23 protein-coding genes are annotated in these 25,145 nt (G+C 64.0%); 16 read left to right on the plus strand and 7 right to left on the minus strand.

Annotated features, from left to right (window positions below; all coding sequences use genetic code 11):
• Positions 1 to 10: 10 nt before the first annotated feature.
• Positions 11 to 505: an SdrD B-like domain-containing protein gene (locus tag HL657_RS04780; RefSeq protein ID WP_317295688.1), complete on the minus strand. Its 495-nt coding sequence runs from the start codon at positions 503 to 505 to the stop codon at positions 11 to 13.
• A 355-nt stretch (positions 506 to 860) separates the two neighbouring features.
• Positions 861 to 3,671 (minus strand): SdrD B-like domain-containing protein, encoded by a 2,811-nt coding sequence (locus HL657_RS04785; RefSeq protein WP_317295689.1) that lies wholly within the window; start codon positions 3,669 to 3,671, stop codon positions 861 to 863.
• Between the two features lie 322 nt (positions 3,672 to 3,993).
• Between HL657_RS04785 and HL657_RS04790 the strand changes: the two genes are divergently transcribed.
• From HL657_RS04790 to HL657_RS04805, 4 genes are all read left to right on the plus strand, one after another.
• Complete coding sequence (locus HL657_RS04790; RefSeq protein WP_317295690.1) at positions 3,994 to 4,509, plus strand: DJ-1/PfpI/YhbO family deglycase/protease; 516 nt, start codon at positions 3,994 to 3,996, stop codon at positions 4,507 to 4,509.
• Positions 4,503 to 5,216, plus strand: coding sequence for a dolichyl-phosphate beta-glucosyltransferase (locus tag HL657_RS04795; RefSeq protein ID WP_317295691.1), 714 nt, complete (start codon positions 4,503 to 4,505; stop codon positions 5,214 to 5,216). Before HL657_RS04790 ends, HL657_RS04795 begins: the two co-directional genes overlap by 7 nt.
• A gap of 176 nt (positions 5,217 to 5,392) precedes the next feature.
• Positions 5,393 to 6,349 (plus strand): HD domain-containing protein, encoded by a 957-nt coding sequence (locus HL657_RS04800; protein ID WP_317295692.1) that lies wholly within the window; start codon positions 5,393 to 5,395, stop codon positions 6,347 to 6,349.
• Positions 6,350 to 6,477: 128 nt separating this feature from the next.
• Complete coding sequence (locus tag HL657_RS04805) at positions 6,478 to 6,843, plus strand: hypothetical protein (RefSeq protein ID WP_317295693.1); 366 nt, start codon at positions 6,478 to 6,480, stop codon at positions 6,841 to 6,843.
• 160 nt (positions 6,844 to 7,003) lie between these two features.
• Here the strand turns inward: HL657_RS04805 and HL657_RS04810 are convergent, their stop codons facing one another.
• Together HL657_RS04810 and HL657_RS04815 are read right to left on the minus strand one after the other, a co-directional pair.
• Entirely contained in the window at positions 7,004 to 7,153 is a 150-nt protein-coding gene (locus HL657_RS04810; protein ID WP_317295694.1) for a YHS domain-containing protein, read from the minus strand.
• Positions 7,143 to 9,608 carry a heavy metal translocating P-type ATPase gene (locus HL657_RS04815; RefSeq protein ID WP_317295695.1) on the minus strand — a complete coding sequence of 822 codons (2,466 nt, stop codon included), beginning with the start codon at positions 9,606 to 9,608 and terminating at the stop codon, positions 7,143 to 7,145. The genes HL657_RS04810 and HL657_RS04815 overlap by 11 nt, the downstream gene beginning before the upstream one ends.
• Before the next feature lie 164 nt (positions 9,609 to 9,772).
• Here HL657_RS04815 and HL657_RS04820 point away from each other — a divergent pair, with 164 nt between their 5' ends.
• Both HL657_RS04820 and HL657_RS04825 read left to right on the plus strand, forming a co-directional pair.
• A complete protein-coding gene (locus tag HL657_RS04820; RefSeq protein WP_317295696.1) occupies positions 9,773 to 10,720 on the plus strand; it encodes a HEAT repeat domain-containing protein in 948 nt (315 codons plus the stop codon).
• 826 nt (positions 10,721 to 11,546) lie between these two features.
• Positions 11,547 to 12,491 carry a HEAT repeat domain-containing protein gene (locus tag HL657_RS04825; RefSeq protein ID WP_317295697.1) on the plus strand — a complete coding sequence of 315 codons (945 nt, stop codon included), beginning with the start codon at positions 11,547 to 11,549 and terminating at the stop codon, positions 12,489 to 12,491.
• 132 nt (positions 12,492 to 12,623) lie between these two features.
• Here HL657_RS04825 and hisD read toward each other — a convergent pair whose 3' ends face one another.
• Positions 12,624 to 13,874, minus strand: coding sequence for a histidinol dehydrogenase (hisD, locus tag HL657_RS04830; protein ID WP_317295698.1), 1,251 nt, complete (start codon positions 13,872 to 13,874; stop codon positions 12,624 to 12,626).
• A gap of 189 nt (positions 13,875 to 14,063) precedes the next feature.
• On the opposite strand from hisD, the gene HL657_RS04835 reads away from it, so the two are divergent.
• From HL657_RS04835 to HL657_RS04865, 7 genes are all read left to right on the plus strand, one after another.
• Positions 14,064 to 14,996, plus strand: a complete 933-nt coding sequence (locus HL657_RS04835; protein WP_317295699.1) for a substrate-binding domain-containing protein — start codon at positions 14,064 to 14,066, stop codon at positions 14,994 to 14,996.
• 169 nt (positions 14,997 to 15,165) lie between these two features.
• Positions 15,166 to 16,137: a substrate-binding domain-containing protein gene (locus HL657_RS04840; RefSeq protein ID WP_317295700.1), complete on the plus strand. Its 972-nt coding sequence runs from the start codon at positions 15,166 to 15,168 to the stop codon at positions 16,135 to 16,137.
• Positions 16,138 to 16,197: 60 nt separating this feature from the next.
• Complete coding sequence (locus tag HL657_RS04845; protein ID WP_317295701.1) at positions 16,198 to 16,893, plus strand: ABC transporter permease; 696 nt, start codon at positions 16,198 to 16,200, stop codon at positions 16,891 to 16,893.
• 4 nt (positions 16,894 to 16,897) lie between these two features.
• Entirely contained in the window at positions 16,898 to 17,983 is a 1,086-nt protein-coding gene (locus tag HL657_RS04850) for an ABC transporter ATP-binding protein (protein WP_317295702.1), read from the plus strand.
• A 122-nt stretch (positions 17,984 to 18,105) separates the two neighbouring features.
• Complete coding sequence (gene wtpA / locus HL657_RS04855; protein ID WP_317295703.1) at positions 18,106 to 19,197, plus strand: tungstate ABC transporter substrate-binding protein WtpA; 1,092 nt, start codon at positions 18,106 to 18,108, stop codon at positions 19,195 to 19,197.
• A gap of 69 nt (positions 19,198 to 19,266) precedes the next feature.
• Positions 19,267 to 20,148 (plus strand): ABC transporter permease, encoded by an 882-nt coding sequence (locus HL657_RS04860; protein ID WP_317295704.1) that lies wholly within the window; start codon positions 19,267 to 19,269, stop codon positions 20,146 to 20,148.
• Positions 20,135 to 21,202 carry an ABC transporter ATP-binding protein gene (locus tag HL657_RS04865; protein WP_317295705.1) on the plus strand — a complete coding sequence of 356 codons (1,068 nt, stop codon included), beginning with the start codon at positions 20,135 to 20,137 and terminating at the stop codon, positions 21,200 to 21,202. The genes HL657_RS04860 and HL657_RS04865 overlap by 14 nt, the downstream gene beginning before the upstream one ends.
• Here HL657_RS04865 and HL657_RS04870 read toward each other — a convergent pair.
• Both HL657_RS04870 and HL657_RS04875 read right to left on the minus strand, forming a co-directional pair.
• Positions 21,183 to 21,362, minus strand: a complete 180-nt coding sequence (locus HL657_RS04870) for a SemiSWEET family transporter (RefSeq protein ID WP_317295706.1) — start codon at positions 21,360 to 21,362, stop codon at positions 21,183 to 21,185. The genes HL657_RS04865 and HL657_RS04870 overlap by 20 nt on opposite strands.
• Positions 21,363 to 21,693: 331 nt before the next feature.
• Positions 21,694 to 22,827, minus strand: a complete 1,134-nt coding sequence (locus HL657_RS04875; protein ID WP_317295707.1) for a molybdate transporter family protein — start codon at positions 22,825 to 22,827, stop codon at positions 21,694 to 21,696.
• A gap of 173 nt (positions 22,828 to 23,000) precedes the next feature.
• Here HL657_RS04875 and modA point away from each other — a divergent pair, with 173 nt between their 5' ends.
• Genes modA through HL657_RS04890 form a run of 3 tightly spaced genes read left to right on the plus strand, consistent with a single transcriptional unit; the run spans position 23,001 to position 25,142 of the window.
• On the plus strand, positions 23,001 to 23,819 hold the full coding sequence (modA, locus tag HL657_RS04880; protein ID WP_317295708.1) for a molybdate ABC transporter substrate-binding protein: 819 nt from the start codon (positions 23,001 to 23,003) through the stop codon (positions 23,817 to 23,819).
• Positions 23,820 to 23,844: 25 nt separating this feature from the next.
• Complete coding sequence (tsaA, locus tag HL657_RS04885) at positions 23,845 to 24,348, plus strand: tRNA (N6-threonylcarbamoyladenosine(37)-N6)-methyltransferase TrmO (protein ID WP_317295709.1); 504 nt, start codon at positions 23,845 to 23,847, stop codon at positions 24,346 to 24,348.
• Positions 24,345 to 25,142: an ABC transporter permease gene (locus HL657_RS04890; RefSeq protein WP_317295710.1), complete on the plus strand. Its 798-nt coding sequence runs from the start codon at positions 24,345 to 24,347 to the stop codon at positions 25,140 to 25,142. Before tsaA ends, HL657_RS04890 begins: the two co-directional genes overlap by 4 nt.
• Positions 25,143 to 25,145 lie beyond the last annotated feature (3 nt).

Below are 25,145 nucleotides of genomic sequence, written 5' to 3' on the forward strand. Positions count from 1 at the left end.
GTGATCGCCGTCAGGCGGCGGCCGGCACCAGACCGGCATCCCTGACAATGAGGTCGCTGGTCGCGATCATCTCTTCTGTCAGGTCGATGCCGGTGGTCGTGCCGTTCGCCGCATCAACGGTGCTCGCCGTCTCGCCGGGTGCTCCCATGCCGGGAACGGTGAAGGCGTACCCCTCCAGCGGGATGACCTCGACGGTGTAGTTCCCGGGGAGGACACCGCTGAAGATGTAGAGCCCTTCACAGGCGTGGGCGAACGTCTCCGCCGTCGCGATCCTCTCCCCCGCGGCGTTGAGTAGGTGGACGGCAACGCCTCTCATACCCCATTCGCCGGCGTCCTGGACGCCGTTTGCGTCGGCGTCCAGAAAGATAGTTCCTCCTATCGTGCCGACGGTCTTCTCATATCCTGTACCCGGCTCCGCCGGGACTGCGGCGCTTGCGATCGAACCGAAGACGAACGCTGATACGATGATTGCTACAAGAACGCTGATATATCTCAATCGGCTCACCTCATCTCCCGGATGCCGTGAAGGCCTCCGGGCGTGTAACCCCCCGAAAGAACGCATTGTTCACATCTGCCGTCTTTCGGTGGCCGGACAGGCCGGAATTTTTTCCGATCCGATACCGGCCAGGGGTTCCGACACCCAATAGGCATTATAATATATTAATATTTTTATGATACCGGATAACAGGGCCCGGGAGTACAGGACGTCATTTGAGCAGCCAATACGGAGCCAGGCATGAAAGCAGGGAATAACCCGGCCCCTACAACCCCCAACGATCGGGAGCAGTAAACCACGATGTGCAGGAAACCATAGGAGGAGCGCGCACGTTTGTTGTCGACCGGCGTCTTATCCGCTCCGATTAATCATCTTCGTCTCGGTCGTCTTCGTCTCGGTCATCGTCATCTCGGTCATCGTCATCTCGGTCATCGTCATCCCGTCTTACGTTCTTCTCCCGGTCAGGTCTGCTTTCGTCATCCTTCTCAGCCCATTTCCGGTCATCGTCATCTTCTGCCTTCGTTCGGCCTCTATCGTCGTCTTTTACTTTCCGCTCATTATTGTCATCATCATCTTCTCTCTCTTTTCGGTCATCATCATCTTCCTTTACCTTCGTTCGGTCGTCTCCATCCTCTGTCTTCTCTTTTCGGTCATCGTTGTCGTCCTCTCCGGTCATTTTCCGATCGTCACCGGCATCATTCTTTGGGGCCTGCGGATCATCGGTCACGACCGGGCCGCCCTGATCATCGTCCGCCGCATCAGCGGCGGTCTCATCCCCCCACTCTTCGCGGGCAGCCGTATCAGCCTGTTCCTCCTGCTCATTGCCTGCTATGCCTGCGTCAACCTCATTCACCGGTCCTCCGGGCGCATCGCCCGGAGGCGGGATAGGGGTCAGGGAGAGGATCAACCCCGCATCCCTGACAACCATATCACCCCCGCCGACCGAAAACGGGGCCGTCGTCCCGGTCGAAGGATCGGCGTGGCTGTCGCCGCCGGTGCTCGTGAAAGCATAGCCATCCGGCGCAGTGAACGCGAGGGAGTACTCCCCGGGCGGGAGGGGGCCGAAGAGGTACATGGAGAAGTAACTGTCATGATAGCCGGTGCGGGCCGATGCCGCCACATTCCCGCCTGCATCCAGGAGGGTGACCTCGACGTCCGTCAGGCCGTCGGTTCCGTCCCTGATACCGTCCCCGTTGCCGTCGCTCCAGGTCGTCCCGAGCACCCACCCGTAGGCCGTAGCCGGGGTCAGGGGGAAGGGACTTCCGGTAAAGCCGGCGTTCAGGGTCCGCTGCCCGTCCACCACTTCGGCGTATGCCACATCCCCCCCGAGAGGAGCAGCATGGTTGTCAGGCCCCGAGATGGTGCAGGAGAAACCATCCGGCAGGACGAACTCGGTGCCGGCGTACCTGCCGGAGGCGACGTCACCGAACCCGTACGACCCGTCCGGACCGGTGATGGTGTAGTCCATCATGGTTCGCTCCCCGATCAGCCGGACGCTGATGCCGGGGATGCCCGGCTCACCGGGGTCGAGAATGCCGTTAGCATTCAGGTCGTACCAGACCATCCCCGAGAGCGATCCGATGGTCCCGGTATTGTTCTGGCCGTCGTTGTTATCGTCGTTATTGTCGTCATCGTCGTCGTTGTCATCATCGTTGTCGTCGTCGTTGTCGTCGTTCCCAGGTGTCAGGGTTGGGGCCATGGTTGGGGCCATGGTCGGGACCGGTGTGGCCGTCACCGTCGGCGCGCCGGTGGGCGCCGTGGTCCAGGTGGGTCCGGGCATCACGGGCCCCGTCGGGGCTCCGGTCGGTGACCTGGCCGGCACCGGCGTCGTCATCGTTGGGGCCGGTGCCGGCGGCTCCCGGGAAATAATCGGTGCTTTCGGGGGTTTGGCAGGTGGTGCCGTGGGCGCGGGCGTCGGGGTTGCAGTCGGTGACAGGGTCGGCGTGGGCGTCGGCGTGGGCTCCGGTCCCAGTCTCACCGCCCAGCCGTCCGTATTCACCGGCCCTCCCCTCTCCGTGGCGTTGAAGGTCCCCGCGAAGACGTGCTCTCCCGGTGCGATCTCAAGAAGCGATGCGGCCCGATCGCCGGGGTTGTGGCCCCCGAAGATCCTGCTCCAGGCCACCGCTCCTTCGGCGTCGGTCCGAACGAGCCAGGCATCGGTATCATCCGTTTCAGAGTAAGCGGTCTCCCCGGCGAAGAGGTAACCGCCGTCCGCAGTCTCGATGACGGCCGCCGCCGACTCGTTCACGCCGAAATCGCCGTAAATCCAGTTCCAGATGATATCCCCATCAGCCGTGAGCTTGATAAGGAGGGCGTCGGTATCGGCAGTCGTGTTATCGGGCCGCTCCGTAAACATGCCGGCGACGAGCAGGTTGCCGTCGGAGGTGTTGATCACCGCCCGACCAGCATCGTCGTCGGGGCTGCCGAACGTCCTGTTCCAGACCTCATCCCCCGACTCGTTCAGCCGGACCACCCAGACGTCGGCCATGCCCGCTCCCGAGGATTCGGTGCTGCCGGCAACGACAAAGCCGCCGCCGGGAAGCCGTGTGACGGCGTTCGCCCGGTTATTCCCCGCTCCGCCGAACGTCCGGTTCCAGACCTCCGTACCCGTCTCATTCAGTCGGACCACCCAGGCGGCGGACTCATTCACTTCCCGGGGTGCGGTGGTGCCGGCGAAGACGTAACCGCCGTCATCGGTCCCGATCACTGCGTTTGCCGAGGCATTGACATCCGGGCCGCCGTAGGTCCGGTTCCAGACCTCGCCGCCTGAGGAGTCTATCTTCACGATCCAGGCATCGGTATCCGCCTGCGTCCCGTTCGTCACGAGGGTGAGGTTCCCGGCGAAGAGCAGGCTGCCGTCGTCAGTCCGGATGATGGAGCGCGCGGTATCGCTCTCCTCCCCGCCATAGGTCCTGTTCCATTCCTCGGTGCCTTCCGGCGTCAGCCTGCTCACCCGGGCGTCCGTCTTCCCCCCTCCGGACGGTGCCGTCTCCCCGGCGAGGAAGAACCCGGGTCCTCCCGGGTCCCTGACGATTGCGTATGCCGCTTCCCCGGCATCCGCCCCCCCATAGGTCCTGTTCCAGATAACAGTCGAATCTCCTGCCTGCGCTCCCGCGACTGCGATGAGCGCGAGTGCCGAAAGGAGTATGATGCTGAAATAGGTGCTGCGTTGCATGATTTACCTCTCCTCATCTTCACCCCGGGAACGCGCTGCGGCCCGTGCCGGGACCACCGGTACCCTCCCTATCTTTCGGGGTTTACGGCGAACCGAAACACGGGTTTATCGTTGAAGACCGGATCCTCTGCAGAGATCGCCGGTCCCGTAGCACCGCGGGGCCCGCACTTCAATAGCACCATTATTATAATAATTTTATTTCGAAAATCGAACATGGCAGTTATTCGAGGGGACCCGATACTGTGGAACCGGGCGTGGCGTGATCCACCACATCCCACAACCATCAATACGCTTATGAACCAACCCTAGATAGGAGACCCATATGAAACTCTTGCTTGCGGTTGCACCGGAACGGTTCAGGGATGAGGAACTGGAGGTCCCGAGAAGGACTTTCGAAGAGGCGGGGATCGACGTCGATATCGCCTCCACGGTCGCCGGCACGTGCACGGGGATGCTCGGGGGCAGCGTGGAGGCGGCGATGACGTTTGACGACGTGGACCCCGACGAGTATGCCGGTATCGTGGTAGTGGGCGGAAGCGGTTCAGAGGAGCACCTCTGGGGAAGCGAGAAACTCATCGAGATCGTCAGGGCGTTCTTCGAGCAGGGCAAGGTCGTCGCCGCCATATGCCTCGCGCCGGTCGTGCTGGCGCGGGCGGGCATCCTTGCCGGGCGGCAGGCGACGGTATACCGGACCCCGACGTCGGTGAAGGAGATGGAGAAAGGGGGAGCGAACCTCCTCGAGATCCCCGTCGTCGCCGACATGCAGGTCGTGACCGCGAACGGACCCGGGGCGGCCGCACAGTTCGCCGACACTATCATCACGAAACTCGAATGCTAAACGATACCGGAGGCGGTGAGGTGAGCCGGGCGGACTGCACCCTGGTGATCCCCGCATACAACGAAGAACGGCGGATCCGGTCACTCCTTGAGGACATCGCGGGCTTTGCAGGCGATCTCATCTTCGTCTGCGACGGGACCGACGCCACTCCCGCGATCATCGGTGCGTTTGCGGACGAGCACCCGGTGCTCTCCATCCGGTGCCTGACGTTTCCGGCTCGGCTCGGCAAAGGGGGCGGAGTCGTTGCGGGCATGCAGGCAGCGACGACGCCCTTTGTCGGCTACATGGACGCGGACGGCTCGACGTCCCTCTCCGAGATGAAGCGCCTTTTTGACTGCCTGAAGGCCGCGGACGGCGCCATCGGTTCGCGCTGGGTCCCCGGCTCGGTCCTCACCGTGCGGCAGGGGTTCCGGCGCCGGGTCGAGAGCCGTCTCTTCAACCTCATGGTCAGGGCACTCTTCGGGCTCGACTACCGGGACACCCAGTGCGGTGCGAAGGTCTTCCGGAAGGAGGCAGTAGATGCCGTTCTCTCCTCCACCCGGTCAACCGGGTTTGAATTCGACGTGGAACTCCTCTGGCGGCTCGCGCAGAGCGGCTACCGGGTGGTCGAAGTCCCGATCACCTGGGAGAACCGGGACGAGTCGAAGGTGATGGCGTCGGACGCAAAGGCGATGCTTCGCGGGATGATCCGGCTCCGGTTCGGGTGAGGCTCGCCCCAGGCGCAGGTTTTACCCCCACGGCATCATGCGAAACCGTAACACGACTCTTCGTTAGCCTCACGCGAAGGAAGCGAAGCGGGCGGTATAATTCACCCCCGTCAGAACAAACCACCGGGTTTTAAGGTTTTCCGGGCGAACGGATTTTGCAGGAGCAGTGAAATCCGGTGCTTGAGAAGACAGTCTTTGTCGAGGAGATCAGCGGAAGCATGCAGGTCGACGCGCCCTTCGTGGTGGAGGCTGCGGACCTGAAGGAGAAGCGGGACGGCGGCAGGTACATCCAGCTCACCATCTCCGATAAGACCGGCCACGGGGCCTGCAAGGTCTGGGGGACGTCCGACCAGAGCGCGGAAGAGATCGAGGCGGTCTGCTGCGCGATCCGGCCCGGGGAGGTCTACCGCATCTGGGGTTATGCAAAGGTCTACAACGGCACCTGCGAGGTCAACGTAAACGACGGGATCTCCTGCCTCGCCGACCCGATGCCGCAGGAGGGGTTCGATCCGTCCCTGTTCGTCTATGCGCCCGTAGACCTTGACGAAGTTCGGCGGCGATTAGGCGGTATGATTGCGAAGATCGATGACCCCGGCATAGCGTCTCTCGTCCTGGAGGTTATCGACAGCACTCCTGGATTCTTCGAAGCGCCCGCAGCGAAATTCCATCACCACGCCTACATCGGCGGCCTTGCGGAGCACACCCTCGAGGCCACGGAAATTGCGCTCTCTCTTTCGGGCACCGTCAACCGGACCCGGATGGACACCGACGTCCTCCTCGCCGGAGCCCTCCTCCACGACGTCGGGAAAGCAGCCTGTTTCCGCCACCAGGGGTTCTCGTTCGTCGCGCTCCCGGAGTACACCCTCGTCGGGCACACGGCGATCGGGGCCGCGGCCGTCCTCCGGCACTCCGCCGGCGTCGACCCCTCGCGGTTCGCGCATATCCTTCACATCGTGATGGCGCACCACGGCCCTTACGGCGAGGTCAAGCCCCGGACGCCCGAGGCCTGGGCGGTCCACTTCGCCGACAACGCAAGCGCATTCCTCCGGGCGGCCCTGGACGACACCGCAGACCTGGCACCAGAAGAGGAGAGAAAGGGGGCACGTTGCCGGCAGACGGTCTACCGGTTCTGACGGCATCTCACGATCAAACAGGCAGGAAGCCCACCCCTTTAGGGGTGGGTAGTTGACTATGGAGAGAAGGGAACGACGATGATTGGAGGATGCGAGGCATGAATATAACCGTCATCACCGCATTCGGGGTGAGCGATATCGACACCCCGGAGATCTCGCCGGCAGTCCTGGAGATTGCAGTAGAGCCCGGGCAATGCCGCGCTGCGGAAGACAAACTCATATTCCACGCGGTTGCAGGGAACTTCCAGTACGCTGCAGGGCCGAGCCCCGATAGATTCCGGATTTTGCTAGATCAGTATACCGATCTTTACCATCTCAGAGAGGCACTGCTAGAGATTGCAGAGCTGGACCCTCGTCGCAGCGTCGACACATCCACCATATGGGATCTTATCGAAGCACTGCAGCAGCAGCGCGAGGAGACGATCGCGAGAAAGGATACCGATACCATCGAGGACGAGATCGCGACAGGGATTTACGGGGATGAGTTTTTTTGAGCAGGCTCAGGACCCTTCACCAACACCTGACATAAACCGCGGGCTGCTATATCAAAAATGCCGCCAGGCGTCACCCGGATCCGCAAATACCCTATTCTCCTTCGAGTATATCGTTCTTCCGGTCCCATCCAGGGGGCCGGACACCCGGCAAAAAAAGAGGTTACTCACCCTTCAGATACGCCTCGGGGTCGCGCTCGAAGAGTTTCTTGCAGCCCGGGGCGCAGAAGTAGTAGGTCTTGCCCTGGTACTCGGCGGTGTACTTCGCACTCGCCTCATCCACGTCCATCTTGCATACCGGATCAACTGCCATACGCATCAACCTCTGACGGAATCCCTCTCTTCGCCGGAGGTATATAAGTCTTGAGCAGCAGCGAGAGCGAGACGACCGTCACCGACGAGAGCGCCATCGCGAGCGCCGCAAGCTCCGGCCGGAAGGTGATGCCGAAGAAGGGGTAGAGCACGCCCGCGGCGAGGGGGATGAGGGCGGAGTTGTAGGCGAACGCCCAGAAGAGGTTCTGCTTGATCCGGCTCATCACCTTCCGCGAGAGTTCGACGGCCGCGACGGCGTCGGTCAGGTCGTCGCGAATGAGGACGATATCCCCGCTCTCGATCGCGACGTCGGTCCCGCTCCCGATGGCGATCCCGACGTCCGCCTGCGCGAGCGCCGGGGCGTCGTTGATCCCGTCGCCCACGAACGCCACGACCGCCCCCCGCTCCTGGAGCGCCCGGACTTCCAGCGCCTTCTCCTGCGGCAGCACCCCGGCGTGGACGTCCTCGATCCCGACCTCGCGGGCGATGGCGTTTGCCGTCCGCTCGTTGTCGCCCGTGATCATCGTAACAGCAAGGCCCATCCGTTTCAGCTCCGCAATGGCGCTCTTCGTCGTCGGCTTGAGGGTGTCGGCGATGGCGAGGATGCCCGCAAGGCCGGCCCCGGCGGCGACGAGAACCGCGGTCTTTCCCTTGTCCTGGAGGGCGGCTATCTCCCTCTCCGCCTCCGGCGGGACGGCGATTCCGTGCTCTTCGAGGAAGGGCTGGTTCCCGATCAGCACCTCCTCGCCCTCCACCACGGCGCTGACCCCCCTGCCGCTGAAGGTCGTGAACCGCTTCGACGCCGGGATACCGACTCCGGCGCTCTCTGCCCGCCGCACGACTGCCTCCCCGAGCGGGTGCTGCGAGTTGCGCTCGACCGCCGCCGCGACCGCAAGCAGCCGGTCCTCCGGCATCCCGAGCGGGATGATATCGGTGACGTCGGGTTTCCCCCGGGTGAGCGTCCCGGTCTTGTCGAAGACGATCGCGGTCAGTTTCTCCGAGACCTCCAGCGCCTCGCCGTTTCTTATCAGCAGTCCGAGTTCCGCGCCCCGGCCGATCCCGACGGTCACGGCGGTCGGGGTGGCGAGGCCGAGCGCACAGGGGCAGGCCACGACCAGGACGGAGATCAGCACCGTGAGCGCAAACAGGAGCGATGAACCGAGCCCCACGTACCAGACGAGGAAGGCGGCGGTTGCGATCGCGAGCACGGCCGGGATAAAGTAGGAGACCGCGACGTCGGCGATCCGCTCCACCGGCGGCTTCGAGCCCTGGGCGTCCCGGACGAGCCTGATAATCTGCGCAAGCACCGTGTCCTTTCCGATCTTCTCGGCCCTGACCCGGAGGACGCCGTTCACGTTCAGGGTGCCGCCGACGACCCCGTCCCCCTCATTTTTATCGGCCGGGATGGGCTCGCCGGTGATCATCGACTCATCGACCGAACTCTCGCCACCCACGACCGTCCCGTCCACCGGCACCTTCTCCCCCGGCCGGACCAGGAGGACGTCGCCGACGACGACGTCCTCGACCGGAACCTCGACCTCCTGTCCATCCCGGATCACCGTCGCGGTCCGGGGTCGCAGACCGACCAGTTTCTTGATGGCCTCAGACGTCCGCCCCTTGGCCCGGGCCTCCAGATACCTCCCGAGCGTCAGGAACGCCGCGAGCATCACCGAGGTGTCGTAGAAGTTGAAGTCCGCCGTCAGGACAATCCCGAATGTCCCGAGAAGGCTTGCACCGTAGGCGACGCCGATGCCCATCGCGTACATGACGTCCATCGTCAGCGCCCGGTTCCGGAGCGCCGCAGCAGCCGCCCTGAAGATGGGGGCGCTGACGTAGAGAAAGACCGGCAGGGTGATGACGAGCATGGCGAGGTTGACCGAGACCGGGAGGGCAGCCGCCCCCGGCATCCCGAAGAGCATGTAGAGGAAGAGCGGGATGCTCACCGCGAACCCAACGGTAAACCGCCGGAACTTGTCCCGGAGGTCCTCCTCCCGCATCTTCTCTTCGACGTCTTCGGAGACCTCCTCCTCAAGCCCCAGGTACTGGTAGCCAGCATTCTCGACGGCGGCACGGATATCCGATGTGGTGACGAGCGCGGGGTTGTAGACGACGTGTGCGTTCTCGGTCCCGAGGTTGACCCGGGCTTCGTAGACCCCATCGAGGTCGGCAAGCGATGCTTCAATCACCTGAGCGCAGGCCGCACAGACCATCCCCCCGATCCTGACGGTGGCCTCGTTCCTGATAACCTCGTAACCGGCGTCCGAGACCGTCCTCTCAAGGTCGGCAAGGGTGGCCTTCGTCGGGTCGTACTCGACGGTGGCGGTCTCGCCCGCGAGGTTGACCCGGGCATCGTGGACGCCTTCCCTGCCCTGGAGGGCCCGTTCTATGTTGAGGGCGCAGGACGCGCAGTGCATCCCGGAGATCTTCAACTCCGCCTTCTTCTTCTCCTCCGGCATGATATTCTCCTTACCGGGGGGGGTTAAATACCCGTAACTTCCGGGCCACGGTTGTACGATCACTCCCGGGAACGGGCCGGTTCCCCGTCATATTATGCGATGATTTTTATACACAAGATTATTATACTTCCAGCCAGTTACAAACGCCGTATCCAGAGGTGATTGTGGTGCAGAGAAGGGATATTACGACGGGGGAATTGCAGGAGGAGAAGCGGTATGATGTCAGTCATATGGCGTCGCGACAGGATATCGACGGCCTGACCGACGCAATGCGGAGCAGCGATCCAGAAGTTCGCCGGAGCGCTGCCCTCGCCCTCGGTGCGCTCGGGGAATGGAGGGCGGTTGACCCGCTCATCCAGGCGCTCGGCGACCCGGTGCAGGCCGTCCGGGAGGGGGCGGCAAACGCGCTTGTCCTGGTCGGAACACCGGCGGTCGAGCCGCTGATCGATCTCCTCGAGCGTCCCGACGTTGCGGCAGGCTACGAAGTACCGCGGGAAGCGCGCGGGGAAGGGCTGAGGCAGGTCGACCTGCTCGGGGGGCCCGACAACATACCGGCCGCGAAGAGGAGGCTCCGACACGGGGGAGGAATCAGGCAGCACGACGCGTTCGGCGGACCGGAGGATCTCCGGGAAGCAGGGGGAGGAAGAGCCCGCGACGAGGAAGAAGGCCTCGCCCAGCACGATGCGTACGGTGGACCGGAGGATATCCGGAGGGCGGGAGGCAAGGTATCCCGCGACACTGAGGGTGAGATCACCCAGCACGACCTCCTCGGAGGCCCGGGGGACGTCGGGACGAGAAAATCCCTCCAGCACCGCGAGCTTGCACAGCACGACCTCTTTGGCGGCCCGGAGGACGCGAGGGAGCACGAGGCTCTCTTCCCCGGAGCGAGGAGGGCGGGTGTCGTGACGGAGGGTGTTCCGCCCGGCCGGGGACTGCGCCGGGCTTATGCTGCCGTCATCCTCGGCGAGATCGCCGATCCGCGGGCGGAGGGTGCTCTCAGCCGATCGGTCTCCGATACCGATCCCGCCGTCCGGAGGGCGGCCGAGGACGGAATGACACGGTTCCGGGAAAGAAAGGGCGAGGCCAGGCCTGTCCCGCCGGCGTCCCGCTGATGCCGGGACGGACCACTCTTTCTTTGGGCGTGGCGAGAGCACTTCCGGACCGGAGGGACCTCGTGAGGATGGCGGAGCCAGGGGTATATAAGGGTGGACCTCGCACGTTAGACACCTGGGCACCCCGGGTGCAGCTATGACCCCGAAGACCGGGAGCGGCGGTATATGCCTCGACCGGAGTATCTCTGATGCGGGTCTTCACATTCCTGACTATATAAGATAGCAGCCGCCGGGCGTAGACCGATTCCGGGCGTGACGATATGCCGCGCACGAGAGGGTCGACCCGGACGGGTAGCCTCTACCACCCCGGTGAGACCGTTCCGTCATTCTCTTATGAGTTTTGCCAGATGGCGGCGGTTGCCTATGCTAAACAGCGAGCCCGAAGGAGATATGGAGTCTCCTTGCCGGGTTTGAGAGAATTATACCATGACAGCAGACACAACCGGAAACAACGCCGTCTATTACTGTGGCAGGTGCCATCACCGATGGACGGGGGAATCTACCAGTGGACACGTCAAGTGTCCGATATGTCGAAACTACAGCACCATCGGGCGCACTGAACCGAGAAGCCGGCGGAGGCCGTGACGGGCGTTGTCGTGAGCCCGGGAGGCCATGCACGACCGCGATCGTGACGGCCGCATGGACTCTGCCTCCCACCCTCTTTTTTGAAGACCGTCATCGCCCGGCAGGGTCGCGCCCGGGGCGGGGTGAAGAAACCCTGGAGCAGACGGTCTCTTTGATCGGGTCTTTTGGCGCATCAAGAGATCATATTACGAAAGTTATTATATCGACTGTTCGCCATACCCCGGCCACGGAGGCGAAAAGATTGGAGCAAGAGAGCAATCTTCCCGAAGAGCAGCAGGGGGAAAAGAGATTCAACATCGATCTGTTACGGGCCGAGAAGGCCGTAGACGGCCTGATCGAGGCACTGGGGAGCAACGACGCCCTGACGCGCCAGCGGGCCGCCCTGGCGCTCGGGGACTTCGGCGGCGCTGAGGCGGTCGGCCCACTCATCCGGGCGCTCGGCGATCCACTGACGGCGGTTCGGGAGGCAGCAGCGGACTCGCTCGCCCTGCTTGAGGGGGCGGCGGTCGGGCCGCTGGTGGAACTCATCGAGAACCCGGAGGCGTCGGGGAAGTACGAGGAGGAGGAGGCCAGGACCCCGGTGACCGTGACCGGGGCCGGCGGCCAGACCTGGGAGATCGAGACCCGGCGGGATCTCCGGCGGGTCTACGCGGCCGCCATCCTCGGCGAGATCGGCGATCCGTCTGCGGTGGAACCCCTCGCCCGGGCGCTCAAGGACGCAAACGACGACCTCCGGTGCCAGGCATCGGGAGCCATAGCGAAGTTCGGCCCCGGGGCGGTGGAGCCGCTCGCTGCGATGCTCGTCGACCCGGACCCGAATACCAGGATCCTCGCGGCCGGCGTCCTCGGGGATACCGGCGATCCTGCCGCGGTGGACCCGCTCATCGGTGCGCTCCGGGATGAAAACGACGACGTCCGGGGGGCGGCGGGAGGCGCCCTCTTCCGGATAGGCGATGCCGCGGTCGAGCCGCTGATCGCGGCGACGAAGGACGCCGACCGGAACGTCCGGCTCTACGCGGCGGGAGCGCTCAAGTACATCGGCGACCCGCGGGCGATCGATGCGCTGCAGGAGCTCGCCCGGGGTGGGGACGCGGAGGAGAGAAGCGTCGCGGAGGACGCGATCGAGAAGATTCGGATGGTCCGCGGGGAGGTTGCCCCGGAGCCTTCGGCGCCGACGTCGCGGTAACGTTTGGACCCCTTACTTTTTTGCCCGGGGATGGCTGGTGCGACACTTGGGCATCATAGTTGGGACGTTTGAGTTCGGAAAGCAGGCCTCCCGGCTCCCCACAAAAAAATCCCGCTAAAAAGAGCTATTCGCTTACCCCCTTCTCCGAACCCTTACCGACTCCGCATGGGCGTGGAGCCCTTCCGCATCGGCGATCGTCTCCACGACGTCGCCGATGGCCTCGAGTCCCTCCCGCGTGATCATCTGGACGGTCGAGCGCCGGCAGAAGTGGTTCACGTCGAGTCCGGAGTAGAGGCGGGCGTAGCCAGCCGTCGGGAGGACGTGGTTTGTCCCCGAGGCGTAGTCGCCGCAGGCAACCGCCGCGTAGGGTCCGACGAATATCGACCCGGCGCTCCTTATGTGGTTGATGACCGCAAGCGGGTCGGCCACCTGGATCGAGAGGTGCTCGGGGGCGATCCCGTCGACCGTCGCCACCGCCTCATCGAGGTCGCCGGCGACGATGTAGCCGGAGTTATCGAGGGCTTTTGCGACGATATCACGCCGGGCCGCGCCCGCCGCCATCCGTTTCACCTCGGCCCCGACCGCTTCCGCGAGAGCCGCGTCGGTCGTCACCAGGACGCAGGCGGCGTTCGGGTCGTGCTCGGCCTGGGCGAGGACATCGGCCGCGACGAACGTCGGGTTCGCCGTGCCGTCTGCGAGGATCGCGATCTCGCTCGGGCCCGCCGGGAAGTCGATCTCCGCCTCGTCGCGGAGAAGCATCTTCGCGGCGGTGACGTAGACGTTCCCCGGGCCGACGATCTTCTCCACCCGCGGGATTGACTCGGTCCCGAGCGCCATCGCCGCGATCGCCTGGGCGCCGCCGACCCGGTAGATCTCGTCAACCCCGGCGATATCGAGCGCGACCAGGGTGATTGGACTCGTCGGCGGCGGGGTGCAGCAGCAGATCTCCGCGACCCCCGCGACCTTTGCCGGGACCGTGCACATCAGCGCCGTCGAGGGGTAAGCCGCCCGCCCGCCGGGGACGTAGGCGCCTATCCGGGAGAGGGGCGTCGTCTTGACGCCGAGGGTGATCCCGGGCTCCATCTCCTGCAGCCAGAGGTCGCGCCCGCGCTGCAGTTCGTGGAACCGGCTGATCCGCTCCTCCGCCTCCACGAGGCTCGCGACCAGCTGCGCATCCACCTGGTCGTAGGCCGCCTCCCGCTCCTCGTCAGGGACGGCGATCTCCTCGAGATCGATGCCGTCGAACCTCTTCGTCAGGTCGATGAGGGCGGCGTCGCCCTCCTCCCGCACCCTCCCGATGATCTCCGAGACCGGTCCCTTCACCCGGTCAAGGTCCGACCGCCTTCCAGCGATCCAGGTCTCGATATCCAGCGCCTGCCACATGAGGAGCAAGGTCGGCGGGCGGGAGCGTTAAGGTTTCGACGCCAGGCCCTTCCGGGATGAACCTTATCCAGTCCCGGGGACGGAACCGCTTCCCCAATGAGGCCGGGTTCATGGAAACGGCTTACAATACGGCATTTGTTAACTATTATAAAAATGACTAAATACATTGCCTGTTGATGGCCTGCCCGTATGGCACGAAGATCTTGGATGCCCCTGCTGGGCATCATGGTAGTAATGCTCGCCTCCTGTGCCATGACAGTGACGGCACAGGAGGCCGCAGAACCGGGCGTGCTCCGGATAGCAACGACGACGAGCCTGTATGATACGGGCCTTCTCGACGAACTCGAACTGATGTACGAGGAGACCTCCGATGTGGACGTACAGATCACCGCCCAGGGAACCGGGCAGTCGCTCGATACCGCGAGGCGCGGCGACGTCGACCTGGTGCTCGTCCACTCGCCGTCGCTCGAGCAGGAGTTCATCAACGAAGGCTACGGCATCAATGAGCGGTGCTTCGCCTACAACAACTACATCATCGTCGGGCCCGAGTCCGACCCGGCGGGGATCGCGAACATGACCCCCGACGAAGCGTTCCAGGCGATCTACAACGCCGGCACGAACGAGACGGAGGGTGTCGCTTTCGCCTCCCGCGGTGACGATTCCGGCACGCACACCCGGGAGCAGGAGATCTGGGAGGCGGCTGGCTACAACTACACCACCGATATCCGGGACTCCGGGGCCTGGTACCTTGAGAGCGGAAGCGGCATGGGCGAGACCCTGACCCTCGCCAACCAGAGAGAAGCCTACACACTCTCCGACATCGGGACCTACCTCGCCCTGCAGGACCAGTTGAACCTCGTACAGCTGGTGACGGGGGGCGACGAACTCCTGAACCGCTACAGCGCAATCTCGGTCAACCCGGAGATGGCGGAGGGTGTCAACATCGATGAGGCCAACAACTTCACCGACTGGCTCACCTCGGACGAGACCAAGGATTACATCGGGAACTTCGGGGCCGAGGAGTTCGGCCAGCCGCTCTTTACACCCCTCTATCCCCCTGAATGCACCGAGCCGCCGTTCAACTGCACCTCCTGTTCGGGGTCGATGAACGCGACGGCGTGATCCGGAGACGTACATCCCCGCCGCCTGCCGGTTCGCCGGGTGAGCGGCGGGGAATACCACCCCTCTGTGAGAATGTACGGGGGATTGCCCTCCGGAGGTGGTGAAGGCGTAGTTGACACCAGGGCACCGTTAACTATTTAGCACAGGCTGGACATCCTAGCGCGTTGCTATGAAGACAAATGCGACCTATCTGACGGCAGGCATCATCACGATCCTGCTCATCCTCGCCCTCTGTGCCGGGTGCACGAGTCCGGCGCCGGGCGGAAACGAGACGCCGGCCGGCACGGCGACGACCGCTCCCGCCGGCGGGGGGAACGTGCTCCGGATAGCCACCACGACGAGCCTGGAGAACACCGGGCTGCTCGCGGAGCTCGAACGGGTCTACGAGGGCGAGACAGGAATGGATCTCCAGTTCATCGCCCAGGGCACCGGACAGTCGATCGACTCCGGCAGGCGCGGCGACGTCGATCTCGTCCTCGTCCACGCCCCGGACCTTGAGCAGCAGTTCGTCGACGACGGCCTCGGCATCAACCCGCGATGCATCGCCTACAACTACTACATCATCGTCGGGCCGGAGTCCGACCCGGCGGGGATCGCGAACATGACCCCGGTGGAGGCCTTCCAGACGCTCTACGGCGCCGGCACGAACGAGACGGCGGGCGTCGCGTTCGTCTCCCGCGGCGACAACTCCGGGACGCACAACCAGGAGCAGGTGCTCTGGGAGGAGGCGGGCTACGACTACGACGGCGAGATCCTGAACGCCGGGGGCTGGTATGTCGAGGCCGGCAAGGGCATGGGGGACACCCTGATCCTCGCGAACGAGCAGCAGGCATACACGCTCTCCGATGAGGGCACCTATCTCTCGTTCGCCGACCGGCTCGACCTGGTGCCGGTCGTCGCCGAGGGCACGGAACTCCTGAACCGCTACAGCGCGATCGCCGTCAACCCCGAAGAGCACCCCGGAGTGAACGCAGAGGGGGCCGCGGACTTCATCAACTGGCTCGCCACGAACGAGACGAAGCAGATGATCGGCGAGTTCGGGGCCGAGGAGTTCGGCAAACCGCTCTTTACGCCCCTCTACGCACCCGAGTGCACCGAGCCGCCGTTCAACTGCACCTGCGCGGAGCCGGTGACTGCCTGAAACGTGGAGTGGTAACAAGGTGATCGGCAGGGTGACAGGGAGTCCGGAGGGTGAGGGCGCGTGGTGAACGGAAACCCGATCATCGAGGGGTTCGTCGAGGCCATCGAGCTCATCATCACCCTCGACCCGCAGGTGGTGGAGATCACCATCCGCTCGCTCTACGTCTCCCTCACCGCCACCTTCTTTGCCGCACTGATCGCCCTCCCCATCGGGGCGCTCATCTACTTCTACGAATTCAGGGGGAAGCACGCGGTCGTCTCCACACTGCAGACGCTGTACGCGCTCCCGACGGTCATCGTGGGTCTGGTCATCTTCCTGCTCCTCTCCAACGTCGGGCCCTTCGGGTTCCTTCGTTTCCTCTACACGCCCGGCGGCATGGTCGTCGCCCAGACCGTCCTCATCATACCGCTCCTGATGGGGCTGACGGTCTCGGCACTCTCCGGGATCGACCGGGACAAGCGCTACACGATCACCGCGCTCGGTGCGAGCAGGCTCCAGACGGTCATGACCATCATCGCGGAGGCCCGGTTCGCGGTCATGGCCGGCGTCCTCCTGGGATTCGGGCGGGCGATCGCCGAGGTCGGGACGGTGATGATCGTCGGCGGCAACATCCGGGGCGCAACCCGCGTCCTCACCACCGCGATCGCGCTCAACACGTCGATGGCAAACTACTCCCTCTCGATTGCGCTCGGGATCATCCTCCTCGGGGTGGCGCTCGGGGTGAACATCGCCCTCTCCCTGGTGCAGCAGCGGTGATACCATGACGGTCATCGAGGCACACAACATCAGAAAATCCTACGGCAGCCTTGAAGTCCTGCACGACGTCGACCTCGCGGTCGGGGAAGGTGAGATCCTCGCGCTCATCGGTCCGAGCGGCTCGGGGAAGAGCACGCTTCTCCGGGTTCTCGACCTGATCGAGCCCGCGAACGAGGGGGAACTCTCGGTCTTCGGGATTGACACGGTAAAGGAGCACGGCCGCTGGCTCGACCTCCGCCGCCGGATGGGGATGCTCTTTCAGAGGCCGATCGTCTTCAACTCGTCCGTCTACGACAACGTCGCGATGGGGCTCCGGTACCGGCGTGCTCCCCGCGACGAGATCGACCGGAAGGTGAAGGAAGCCCTCGAAGCCGTCGGGCTCTCCCGCTACATCAAGAGCCGGGCGCTCGATCTCTCCGGCGGCGAGCAGCAGCGGGTGGCGTTATCAAGGGTGCTCGTGACCGACCCCGAGATCCTCTTCTTAGACGAGCCGACGGCGAACCTGGATCCAACGTCGACCGCCACCATCGAGGCGATCGTGACCCGCCTGAACCGCGAGGCAGGGATGACCGTCCTCATAAGCACCCACGATCTGGCGCAGGGGCAGCGTCTCGCCCACCGGGTCGGGGTGATGATCGAGGGCACGATCGCCCAGACCGGGCCTTCACGCGCGATCTTCCATGAGCCCAGAGACCAGCGGATTGCCAGGTTCGTGGGCGTCCAGAACATCATTCCCGCCCGGGTCGTCGCCCGGAGCGGCGATCTCACCGTCGTGGACGCAAGAGGTAAGGAGATCCTCTCGGCGACCCCGCCGCCCGCCGACGAGGTGGAGATGGTCATCCGTGGGGAAGACATCTCCCTGCACCGGAGAAAGCCCGGCTACGAGGAGGCGGAGAACCTCTTCCCCGCCACGGTCACCGCCATCGAGCCCACGGCACCGTTCGTGAATGTTGCGGTGCACTGCGGGTGCGATCTCGTCGCACTGGTGACCGCGAGGAGGGCGGAGACCCTCGAACTTCGCGAGGGCCAGGAGGTCTGGGTCTCTCTCCAGGCGAAGGCGGTTCACCTTATCCAGCGGAAAGAGCGCTAAATCGATATTTCCGGCTTTTTCTCCGGCTTCTGCCCAGGCGGGAAGCATCCAGTCAATTAATTTCATTTAACTTCTGCCTTAAAGGATACTTTTAACATTCGAGTTTCCCCACACGTTATTTCATGAAACCAACCCACCTATGTGCGCTTATCTGCCTCCTCGTTGCTGCCGCGGTCTTATTCTCCGGCTGCACGGGGACAACGAACACCGATTCGACGCCCGGAACGGGCACCCAGACGACGACCCCCACACCGACGGCAGCTGCTGCCGAAGATGTGCAGGTGAAGGTCTTTCATGCCGGGAGCCTGACCGGTCCGTTCGAGAAGGTGAAAGCCCAGTTCGAAGCCGAACATTCCGGCGTCACCGTGCTCCTCGAACCTGCCGGCAGCGTCGACTGCGTCAAGAAGATCACCGAGAACGGCAAACCCGCCGACGTCCTCGCCTCCGCCGACTACGCCCTCATCCCGCAGTTGATGGTGCCCGACGACGCCGACTGGTACCTTACGTTCGCGAAGAACCGGATGGTGCTCACCTACTCGAGCGAGAGCAAGTACGCCGATGAGATCACCGCCGAGAACTGGTACGAGGTCCTCGCACGCGACGGCGTCCGGTGGGGCTTCTCCGACCCGAACTCCGATCCCTGCGGCTACCGCAGCCCGATGGTGATCCAACTCGCCGAGGGCTACTATGAGGACGACCAGATCTTCGAGACCCTTGTCGGGGAGCACAGCGCGATCACGGCCACCGAAGAGGGCGGGGTCTACACGATCCACGCCGCCGACCCGAAGCCCGACAGCACCACCCTGACGATCCGGCCTAAGAGCGTCGAACTCGTCCAGATGATCCAGGCCGGCGGACTTGACTACGCCTGGGAGTACCGGAGCGTTGCGGTGCAGAACGAGCTCGAGTTCATCGAACTCCCCGAGGAGATCGACCTCTCATCGATAGACTTCGCGGAGAACTACGCGACCGTCCAGACCGAAGCGAAGAAGGGCGACGGCACCACGCTCTACGTGGGTTCCCCCATCGTCTACGGCGTGACCGTCCCGAAGATCGCAGAGCACCCCGACCTCGGTCTCGAGTTCGTCGAGATGCTGATCGGCGCCACCGGACAGGAGATCCTCACCGCCGACGGCCAGCCCCCGATCGTGCCCGCGGGCGGCTACGGCGACGTGCCCGACGCTCTCCAGTCGCTCGTCGAGATGAAAGCCTGAACCCCTCCCCTTTTTTATGCCATCAATTATCAGCGGACGCGTGCAACGCTTATTCAGGAACATACGGATATGAAGACCCAAACGGTGTCAGGCGACCCCCTCCGGGGCGATAGCGAAGTGTCTCCCTCCTGGTGGAGAGCGCGCGGGAGGCGGCAGGTAGACTGGTGCACCGTCTGGTTCTGCATCATGGGAGGGTTGCTTGTCGGCGTCACGGTGCTCGCGCTCGCGAACATCGCAACGACGGAACTCGCCGACCCGGCCCACCTCCTCGAGGTGGCGCTATCGTCGGAGGTGATCGGATCGATCTTCCTCACGTTCGGCGCGGGGGCGAGCGCCGTCCTCCTCCTCATCCTCTTCGGAACCCCGCTCGCCTACGTCCTCGCGCGGTCCCGCCCCTCCCGCTTCAAGGGGGTCGTCGAGAGCATCGTCGATATCCCGCTCATCCTGCCGCACACCGTGGCGGGCCTGCTCGTCTACCTCCTCTTCATGCGCCGGGGCTGGCTCGGCGCGCCGCTCTCGGAGATCGGGATTGCGTTCGAGGACGCGCTCCCGGGGACGATCGTCGCGATGCTCTTCGTCGCCTCGCCGTTCTACGTCAACACCATGCGGGAGGGGTTCGAGAAAGTGCCCGTCCACCTGGAGAACGTCGCCCGCACGCTCGGAGCGGGCACCTTCACCACGTTCCGCACGGTCACGCTCCCCCTGAGCCTCCGGCACATGTACAGCGGGGCCATCCTCGCCTGGGGGAGGGCGATCGGGGAGTTTGCCGGCGTCATCATGATCGCCTACTACCCGTTCATCATATCCACGCTGATCTACTACTCCTTCACGACGGACGGCATCCACGCGAGCAGGAGTATCGCGTTTACAGTCATCCTGGTCAGTTTCGGGGTTTTTTACCTCCTGCGGCGGATGACCCGGTACCTGGGGAGGTACGATGATCGCGTTTGACCGCGTCTCGCTTGCGCTCGGCTCGTTCTCGCTCGACGACGTCAGCCTGACGATCGGTAAGGGCGACTACTACTTCATCGTCGGACCGTCGGGGGCAGGGAAGACGGTGCTCCTCGAGGCGATCGCCGGCCTCCACCAGCCGGACAGCGGCCGCATACTCCTCCGGGGCACCGAGATCACCGCTCTCCCCCCCGATAGGCGGAAGGTTGCCCTCGTCTACCAGGACTACTCGCTCTTCCCGAACATGAGGGTCATCGAGAACGTCTCCTATGGGCTCCGGGTGCAGGGAATGGGGAAGAAGGAGGCCCGGACTGAGGTCGCCCCCCTCCTCGAGCGGTTCGGGATCGCCCACCTTGCAGACCGCTACCCGGGCACCCTCTCCGGCGGCGAACAGCAGCGGGTGGCGCTTGCGCGTGCAGTCGCGGTGAAACCGGACATCCTCCTCCTCGACGAACCGCTCTCTGCGCTCGACCCCGTCACGCAGGAGAAGTTCATCGATGATCTCCGGCGGCTCCACCGGGAGGACGGGCTCACCATCGTGCAGGTGAGTCACTCCCGCCGGGAAGCGCACTTCCTCGCCACCCGGATGGCGGTGATCATCGACGGGACGCTTGTGGACGAAGGAGAGGCCAACGTTGTGCTGAACGCGCCGAAGAGCCGCGAGGTCGCGTCGTTCATCGGGGTCGAGAACATCCTGGACGGGACCGTGACGGCAAACGACGGCGGGCACGCGACGGTGGATGCCGGGGGGCGGACCATCGAGGCGGTGACGGAGGCGGCGGCGGGCGAGGAGGTCAGCCTCTGCATCCGGGCCGACGACGTCATCGTCGCCGTCGAAGACGGCCGCCGGTCGAGCGCCCGGAACACGATGGCCGGGACGATTCTCCAGGTCGTCGAGAACGGTCCCGTCGCCGAGGTGAAGGTTGACGCCGGCGTGGAACTGACCGCGGTGCTGACCCGGCGGTCGGTGCGCGACCTCTCTCTCGTTCCGGGAACTTCCGTCACCCTCTCCGTCAAGGCGACGGCGATCCACGTCATCCGTTCTTCTTCTTGAGCGAGAGGGTGAGGATGACCAGGCCGGCGGTCGCGGCGTTCGCCGCGACGATGGCGATATCCCCTCTCACCACCCCATAGGCGAGCCAGAGCAGGACGTCCGCGAGGAGGACGACGAGCATCGCGAGCGAGAGGTCGGCGGTCGAGCGCGTGGCAGCCACGCCCGGATGGCCTGCGGTGCGAACGAGAGCGTCGTGAGCGTGCCGGCGAGAAGACCGAGTGCGGTGACGGTGTCCATCTCCCCCCGGTCTTACGCCGGATGAGATAAACCCTGGTCAGATCCTTCGCGGCTTCGCGTTCTTCGAAGACCTTCGGCCTTCTCAAGCTCCGGATGTCCCATCCATCGCACTTCGCGTGAGGCCGTATCATTGCTTATAAACCGTTAACTCACGCGAAGTGCGAGCGCAGCGAGCTTGAGCACCGCCAGGTGCGAGCCGCGAAGAACGCGAAGTTCAGTAGATGGGGGTGGCTCCCCTTCGCAAACTACCCTTATCACGACCGGGACGCTCCCGCTCCCTCCCGCCGCTCGAGGATGTAGGCAAGGACCATCCCGACGATGAACGCGACCGTGAGACCGATCGCGAGGGTGAGGACGGCGATGGTCCCCGTGACCAGGTAGGACTCCGTCTTTACGCTGTGCTTCCCGAGTTCGAGCGCCACGAAGACCAGGAGCGCGCCGAAGACGCCGAAGGGGATGAGGGTCAGCACCTCCGGCGGGGCGAAAGCGACGGCGAAGACGAGGATGAAGATGCCGGCGACGATGTTCGCCCCGCCGGTCCTCGCGCCGAACCGGTACATCGCGGCGAGTCCCCCGGCGCCGTGGCACATGGGGAACCCCCCGAGCGGCGTCGAGACCAGGTTCATGGCCCCGATCGTCCGGGAGAGGCGGTCGGGGTTCACGCCCTGCTTCGGGAAGAGGTCGTAGGTGAGGAGCGATGTCGCGAGGATGGCGTTCGTGAGCGTGAGCGGTATCTGCGGGAGGGCGAGGTCCCAGGTTCCGGTGATGAAGTCCATCGGCATCGGGATGACGAGGGCGGGGAGGGGCATCAGGCGGAACGGCGGCATCCCCTGCACGGCGATGCCGGCGGCAAGCCCGATGAGGAGCACCAGCAGGGCGGAGACGTCCGGGACCCGGGTGCGTTGCGACAGAACGAAGAAGATGAGGATGATCGCGATGGATACGGCTGCAAAGAGAGCGTCGGGAACGATGTAGCCGAGCGACGTCCTGAGGAGGATGAGCGCGAGACCCGCCTGCACCCCCCGGACGACGCTCTTCGGGATCCGCTCCCCGATCCAGGTCATGCCGCCGACAAGGCCGAGCAGGAGGAAGAGCGCCCCGACAACAAGGCCCGAGGCCACGATCTCGCCGGCACAGAGCCCTTCGGCGATGACGATGGCACCGATCGCCTTCATCGGTTCGATCGGCATGGGGAGGCGATAATAGAACCCGGCGATGATGTACCAGGCGGCGAGGAAGAGGAAGAAGTGGCTGACGTTCACGTCCGGGCAGACGATGGCGACGCCGAGCAGGATGGGGAAGATGGTGCCGAAGTCGCCCACGGCTCCGGCAACCTCCTCGAGGGTGATCCGAATGCCTCTCTCCTCCGTTCCGGTTTTCTCCGCCATTCCAGGGCCCCTTATCTTCTCCCTTTCGGGTTTTTGGTGAACGATCCGGTGCGTATCTGCCCGATTACAATAAACTTTATTACTACTTCCCAATAACCAAATTGGTTAACTTAAAATCGTTAACCCGTCCCGATTTATAAACGTTTATTTTGCCCTCCTGAGTAATTATTCTTATGAAAGCACACCTGCTTCTCATTGTAGCACTGCTTGTCGCGGCAACCGCCGCCTTTGCATGCGGATGTACCGGAACCACCGCCGATACGGCGGGAACGTCCGACACGACAGAGCCCGAGCTGCTCGTCTACTGCGGCGCGGGCATGCGCGAACCGATGGACGAGATCGCGGCGGCCTTCACGGACCGGACCGGCGTCCCGATCAACTTCGTCTTCGGCGGGTCGAACACCCTGCTCACCCAGATGGAACTGACGGAGATGGGCGACGTCTACATGCCGGGCGCGACCGCCTACTTTGACGCGGCCCGCGAGAAGGGGCTGGTCGAGGAGGAGCACCTTGTCGTCTACCACGTCCCGATCATCGCCGTCCCGAAGGGCAACCCTGCCGGCATCACCTGCCTTGAGGACATGGCAAAGCCCGGGGTGCGGGTGGCGCTCGGCGAGAATCCCGGCACCGCCATCGGCCAGCTGACCGACAAACTCCTTGAAAAGAACAACCTCCTTGCCGACGTGGAGAAGAACCTCGTGACCCGCAGCGGCACGGTGAACGAACTGCTGGTCTACCTCTCCATGGGGCAGGCTGATGTCGGTATCATCTGGGAGGATCTCTACGTGCCCGAGAAGATGGACATCATCTACATCCCGAACACGAATAACCTGGTGAAGGTCGTTCCCATCGGCGTGCTGACGGCCTCCGAGCACCCCGATGAGGCGGAGCAGTTCACCGCGTTCGTCATCTCCGACGAAGGGAAGGAGATCTTCACCCGGCACGGTTTCGTCACCTACCCGAGCGACACCTACGCGGATGTCAAACCCTGATAAACCAGGAAGGGGGAGAAGTCGCATGGAAGTCACCTACCAGATCATCGGAACCATTCACTCACCGTTCACCGACCAGGACACCACGCCCATCCAGAGCATCTTCTCCGAAGCGGAGGGGACGATCGAGGTCTTTCCCGAGTATGCCGAAGGGCTCGAGGGGGTCGAGGGATTCTCTCATATCATCCTCCTCTACCATTTCCACCAGGCAAAGGGTTTCCGCCTGCTCGAGCGCCCGTTCGTCGACGGCAGCAAAGAGCGCGGGATCTTTGCCATACGCCATTTCAACCGCCCGAACCCTATCGGGATCTCCCTCGTCGAAGTCGTCTCCGTCGAGGGCAACACCGTCCGGGTCCGCGGGATCGACGTGCTGGACGGCACGCCGCTCCTCGACATCAAACCCTACGTCCGCCAGTTCGACCATCGCGACGACGTCCGGAGCGGCTGGGTCGACGCAAAGCACATCGAGGAGGTGAAACTCAAGAGTTTCTCCCCAAAGGATCTCCGGGAGCATGAGGAGTCTTCATGAACCTGAAGAACTCCTCCTATTTTCGGATGGCGACCGTTGCGGTCGCTCTCCTCATCGCCGCCTTCATCATAATGGTCCTCGTCGGGGTGGTCACCCATTCCCCGCCGGCCGTTCTCATCGAATGCCTTCTCTCCGAGGAGATCCAGTTCGCCATCAGGCTCTCGATCGTCACCTCCGTCATATCCACGCTCCTCTGCATCCTGGTCGCCGTGCCGGTGGCCTATGCCCTCGCCCGCTACACGTTCCCGGGCAAGACGGTGATGAACATGCTGATGGATATTCCGATGGCGCTCCCGCCGCTCGTGGCGGGCGTGGGGCTCCTGCTCTTCTTCGGGGTATCCCCGGTAGGAAAGTCGCTTGCCGCGGCGGGACTTGCGTTCGTCTTTACGCCGCTCGGGATCATCATGGCCCAGTTCTTCGTGAACCTGCCCTACATGCTCCGGGTGACCCGTTCGACATTCCAGGGCGTCAACCCCCGCTACGAGTACGTGGCAAAGACGCTCGGGTGCACCGACGCGCAGGCCTTCTGGCGGGTCACGCTCCCGATGTCCGCAAACGGGCTCCTTGCAGGGTCGGTGATCACCTGGTCCAAGGGGATCGGTGAGTTCGGTGCCGGGCTGATGCTTGCCGGCGCAACCCGGATGAAGACCGAGACGCTCCCGCTCTCGCTCTTCCTGAACATGTCCACCGGAAAACTCGAGTATGCTATCGCTGCGGCGACGATCCTCATCATGATCTCGGTCGTCTCGCTCTACGCCTTCGAGCGCTACGGCGGAGCCACACACGTCTATTAGGAG

The sequence above is a fragment of the Methanoculleus nereidis genome (assembly GCF_032944295.1).
GTDB lineage: Archaea > Halobacteriota > Methanomicrobia > Methanomicrobiales > Methanoculleaceae > Methanoculleus > Methanoculleus nereidis.

Bases quoted from the DNA above. Each gene is read 5' to 3' on its own strand.
- HL657_RS04785 (WP_317295689.1), bottom strand. From the start codon at position 3,671: ATGCAACGCAGCACCTATTTCAGCATCATACTCCTTTCGGCACTCGCG.
- HL657_RS04790 (WP_317295690.1), top strand. From the start codon at position 3,994: ATGAAACTCTTGCTTGCGGTTGCACCGGAACGGTTCAGGGATGAGGAA.
- HL657_RS04795 (WP_317295691.1), top strand. From the start codon at position 4,503: ATGCTAAACGATACCGGAGGCGGTGAGGTGAGCCGGGCGGACTGCACC.
- HL657_RS04810 (WP_317295694.1), bottom strand. From the start codon at position 7,153: ATGGCAGTTGATCCGGTATGCAAGATGGACGTGGATGAGGCGAGTGCG.
- HL657_RS04815 (WP_317295695.1), bottom strand. From the start codon at position 9,608: ATGCCGGAGGAGAAGAAGAAGGCGGAGTTGAAGATCTCCGGGATGCAC.
- hisD (WP_317295698.1), bottom strand. From the start codon at position 13,874: ATGTGGCAGGCGCTGGATATCGAGACCTGGATCGCTGGAAGGCGGTCG.
- HL657_RS04835 (WP_317295699.1), top strand. From the start codon at position 14,064: ATGGCACGAAGATCTTGGATGCCCCTGCTGGGCATCATGGTAGTAATG.
- HL657_RS04840 (WP_317295700.1), top strand. From the start codon at position 15,166: ATGAAGACAAATGCGACCTATCTGACGGCAGGCATCATCACGATCCTG.
- HL657_RS04850 (WP_317295702.1), top strand. From the start codon at position 16,898: ATGACGGTCATCGAGGCACACAACATCAGAAAATCCTACGGCAGCCTT.
- wtpA (WP_317295703.1), top strand. From the start codon at position 18,106: ATGAAACCAACCCACCTATGTGCGCTTATCTGCCTCCTCGTTGCTGCC.
- HL657_RS04860 (WP_317295704.1), top strand. From the start codon at position 19,267: ATGAAGACCCAAACGGTGTCAGGCGACCCCCTCCGGGGCGATAGCGAA.
- HL657_RS04865 (WP_317295705.1), top strand. From the start codon at position 20,135: ATGATCGCGTTTGACCGCGTCTCGCTTGCGCTCGGCTCGTTCTCGCTC.
- HL657_RS04875 (WP_317295707.1), bottom strand. From the start codon at position 22,827: ATGGCGGAGAAAACCGGAACGGAGGAGAGAGGCATTCGGATCACCCTC.
- modA (WP_317295708.1), top strand. From the start codon at position 23,001: ATGAAAGCACACCTGCTTCTCATTGTAGCACTGCTTGTCGCGGCAACC.
- tsaA (WP_317295709.1), top strand. From the start codon at position 23,845: ATGGAAGTCACCTACCAGATCATCGGAACCATTCACTCACCGTTCACC.
- HL657_RS04890 (WP_317295710.1), top strand. From the start codon at position 24,345: ATGAACCTGAAGAACTCCTCCTATTTTCGGATGGCGACCGTTGCGGTC.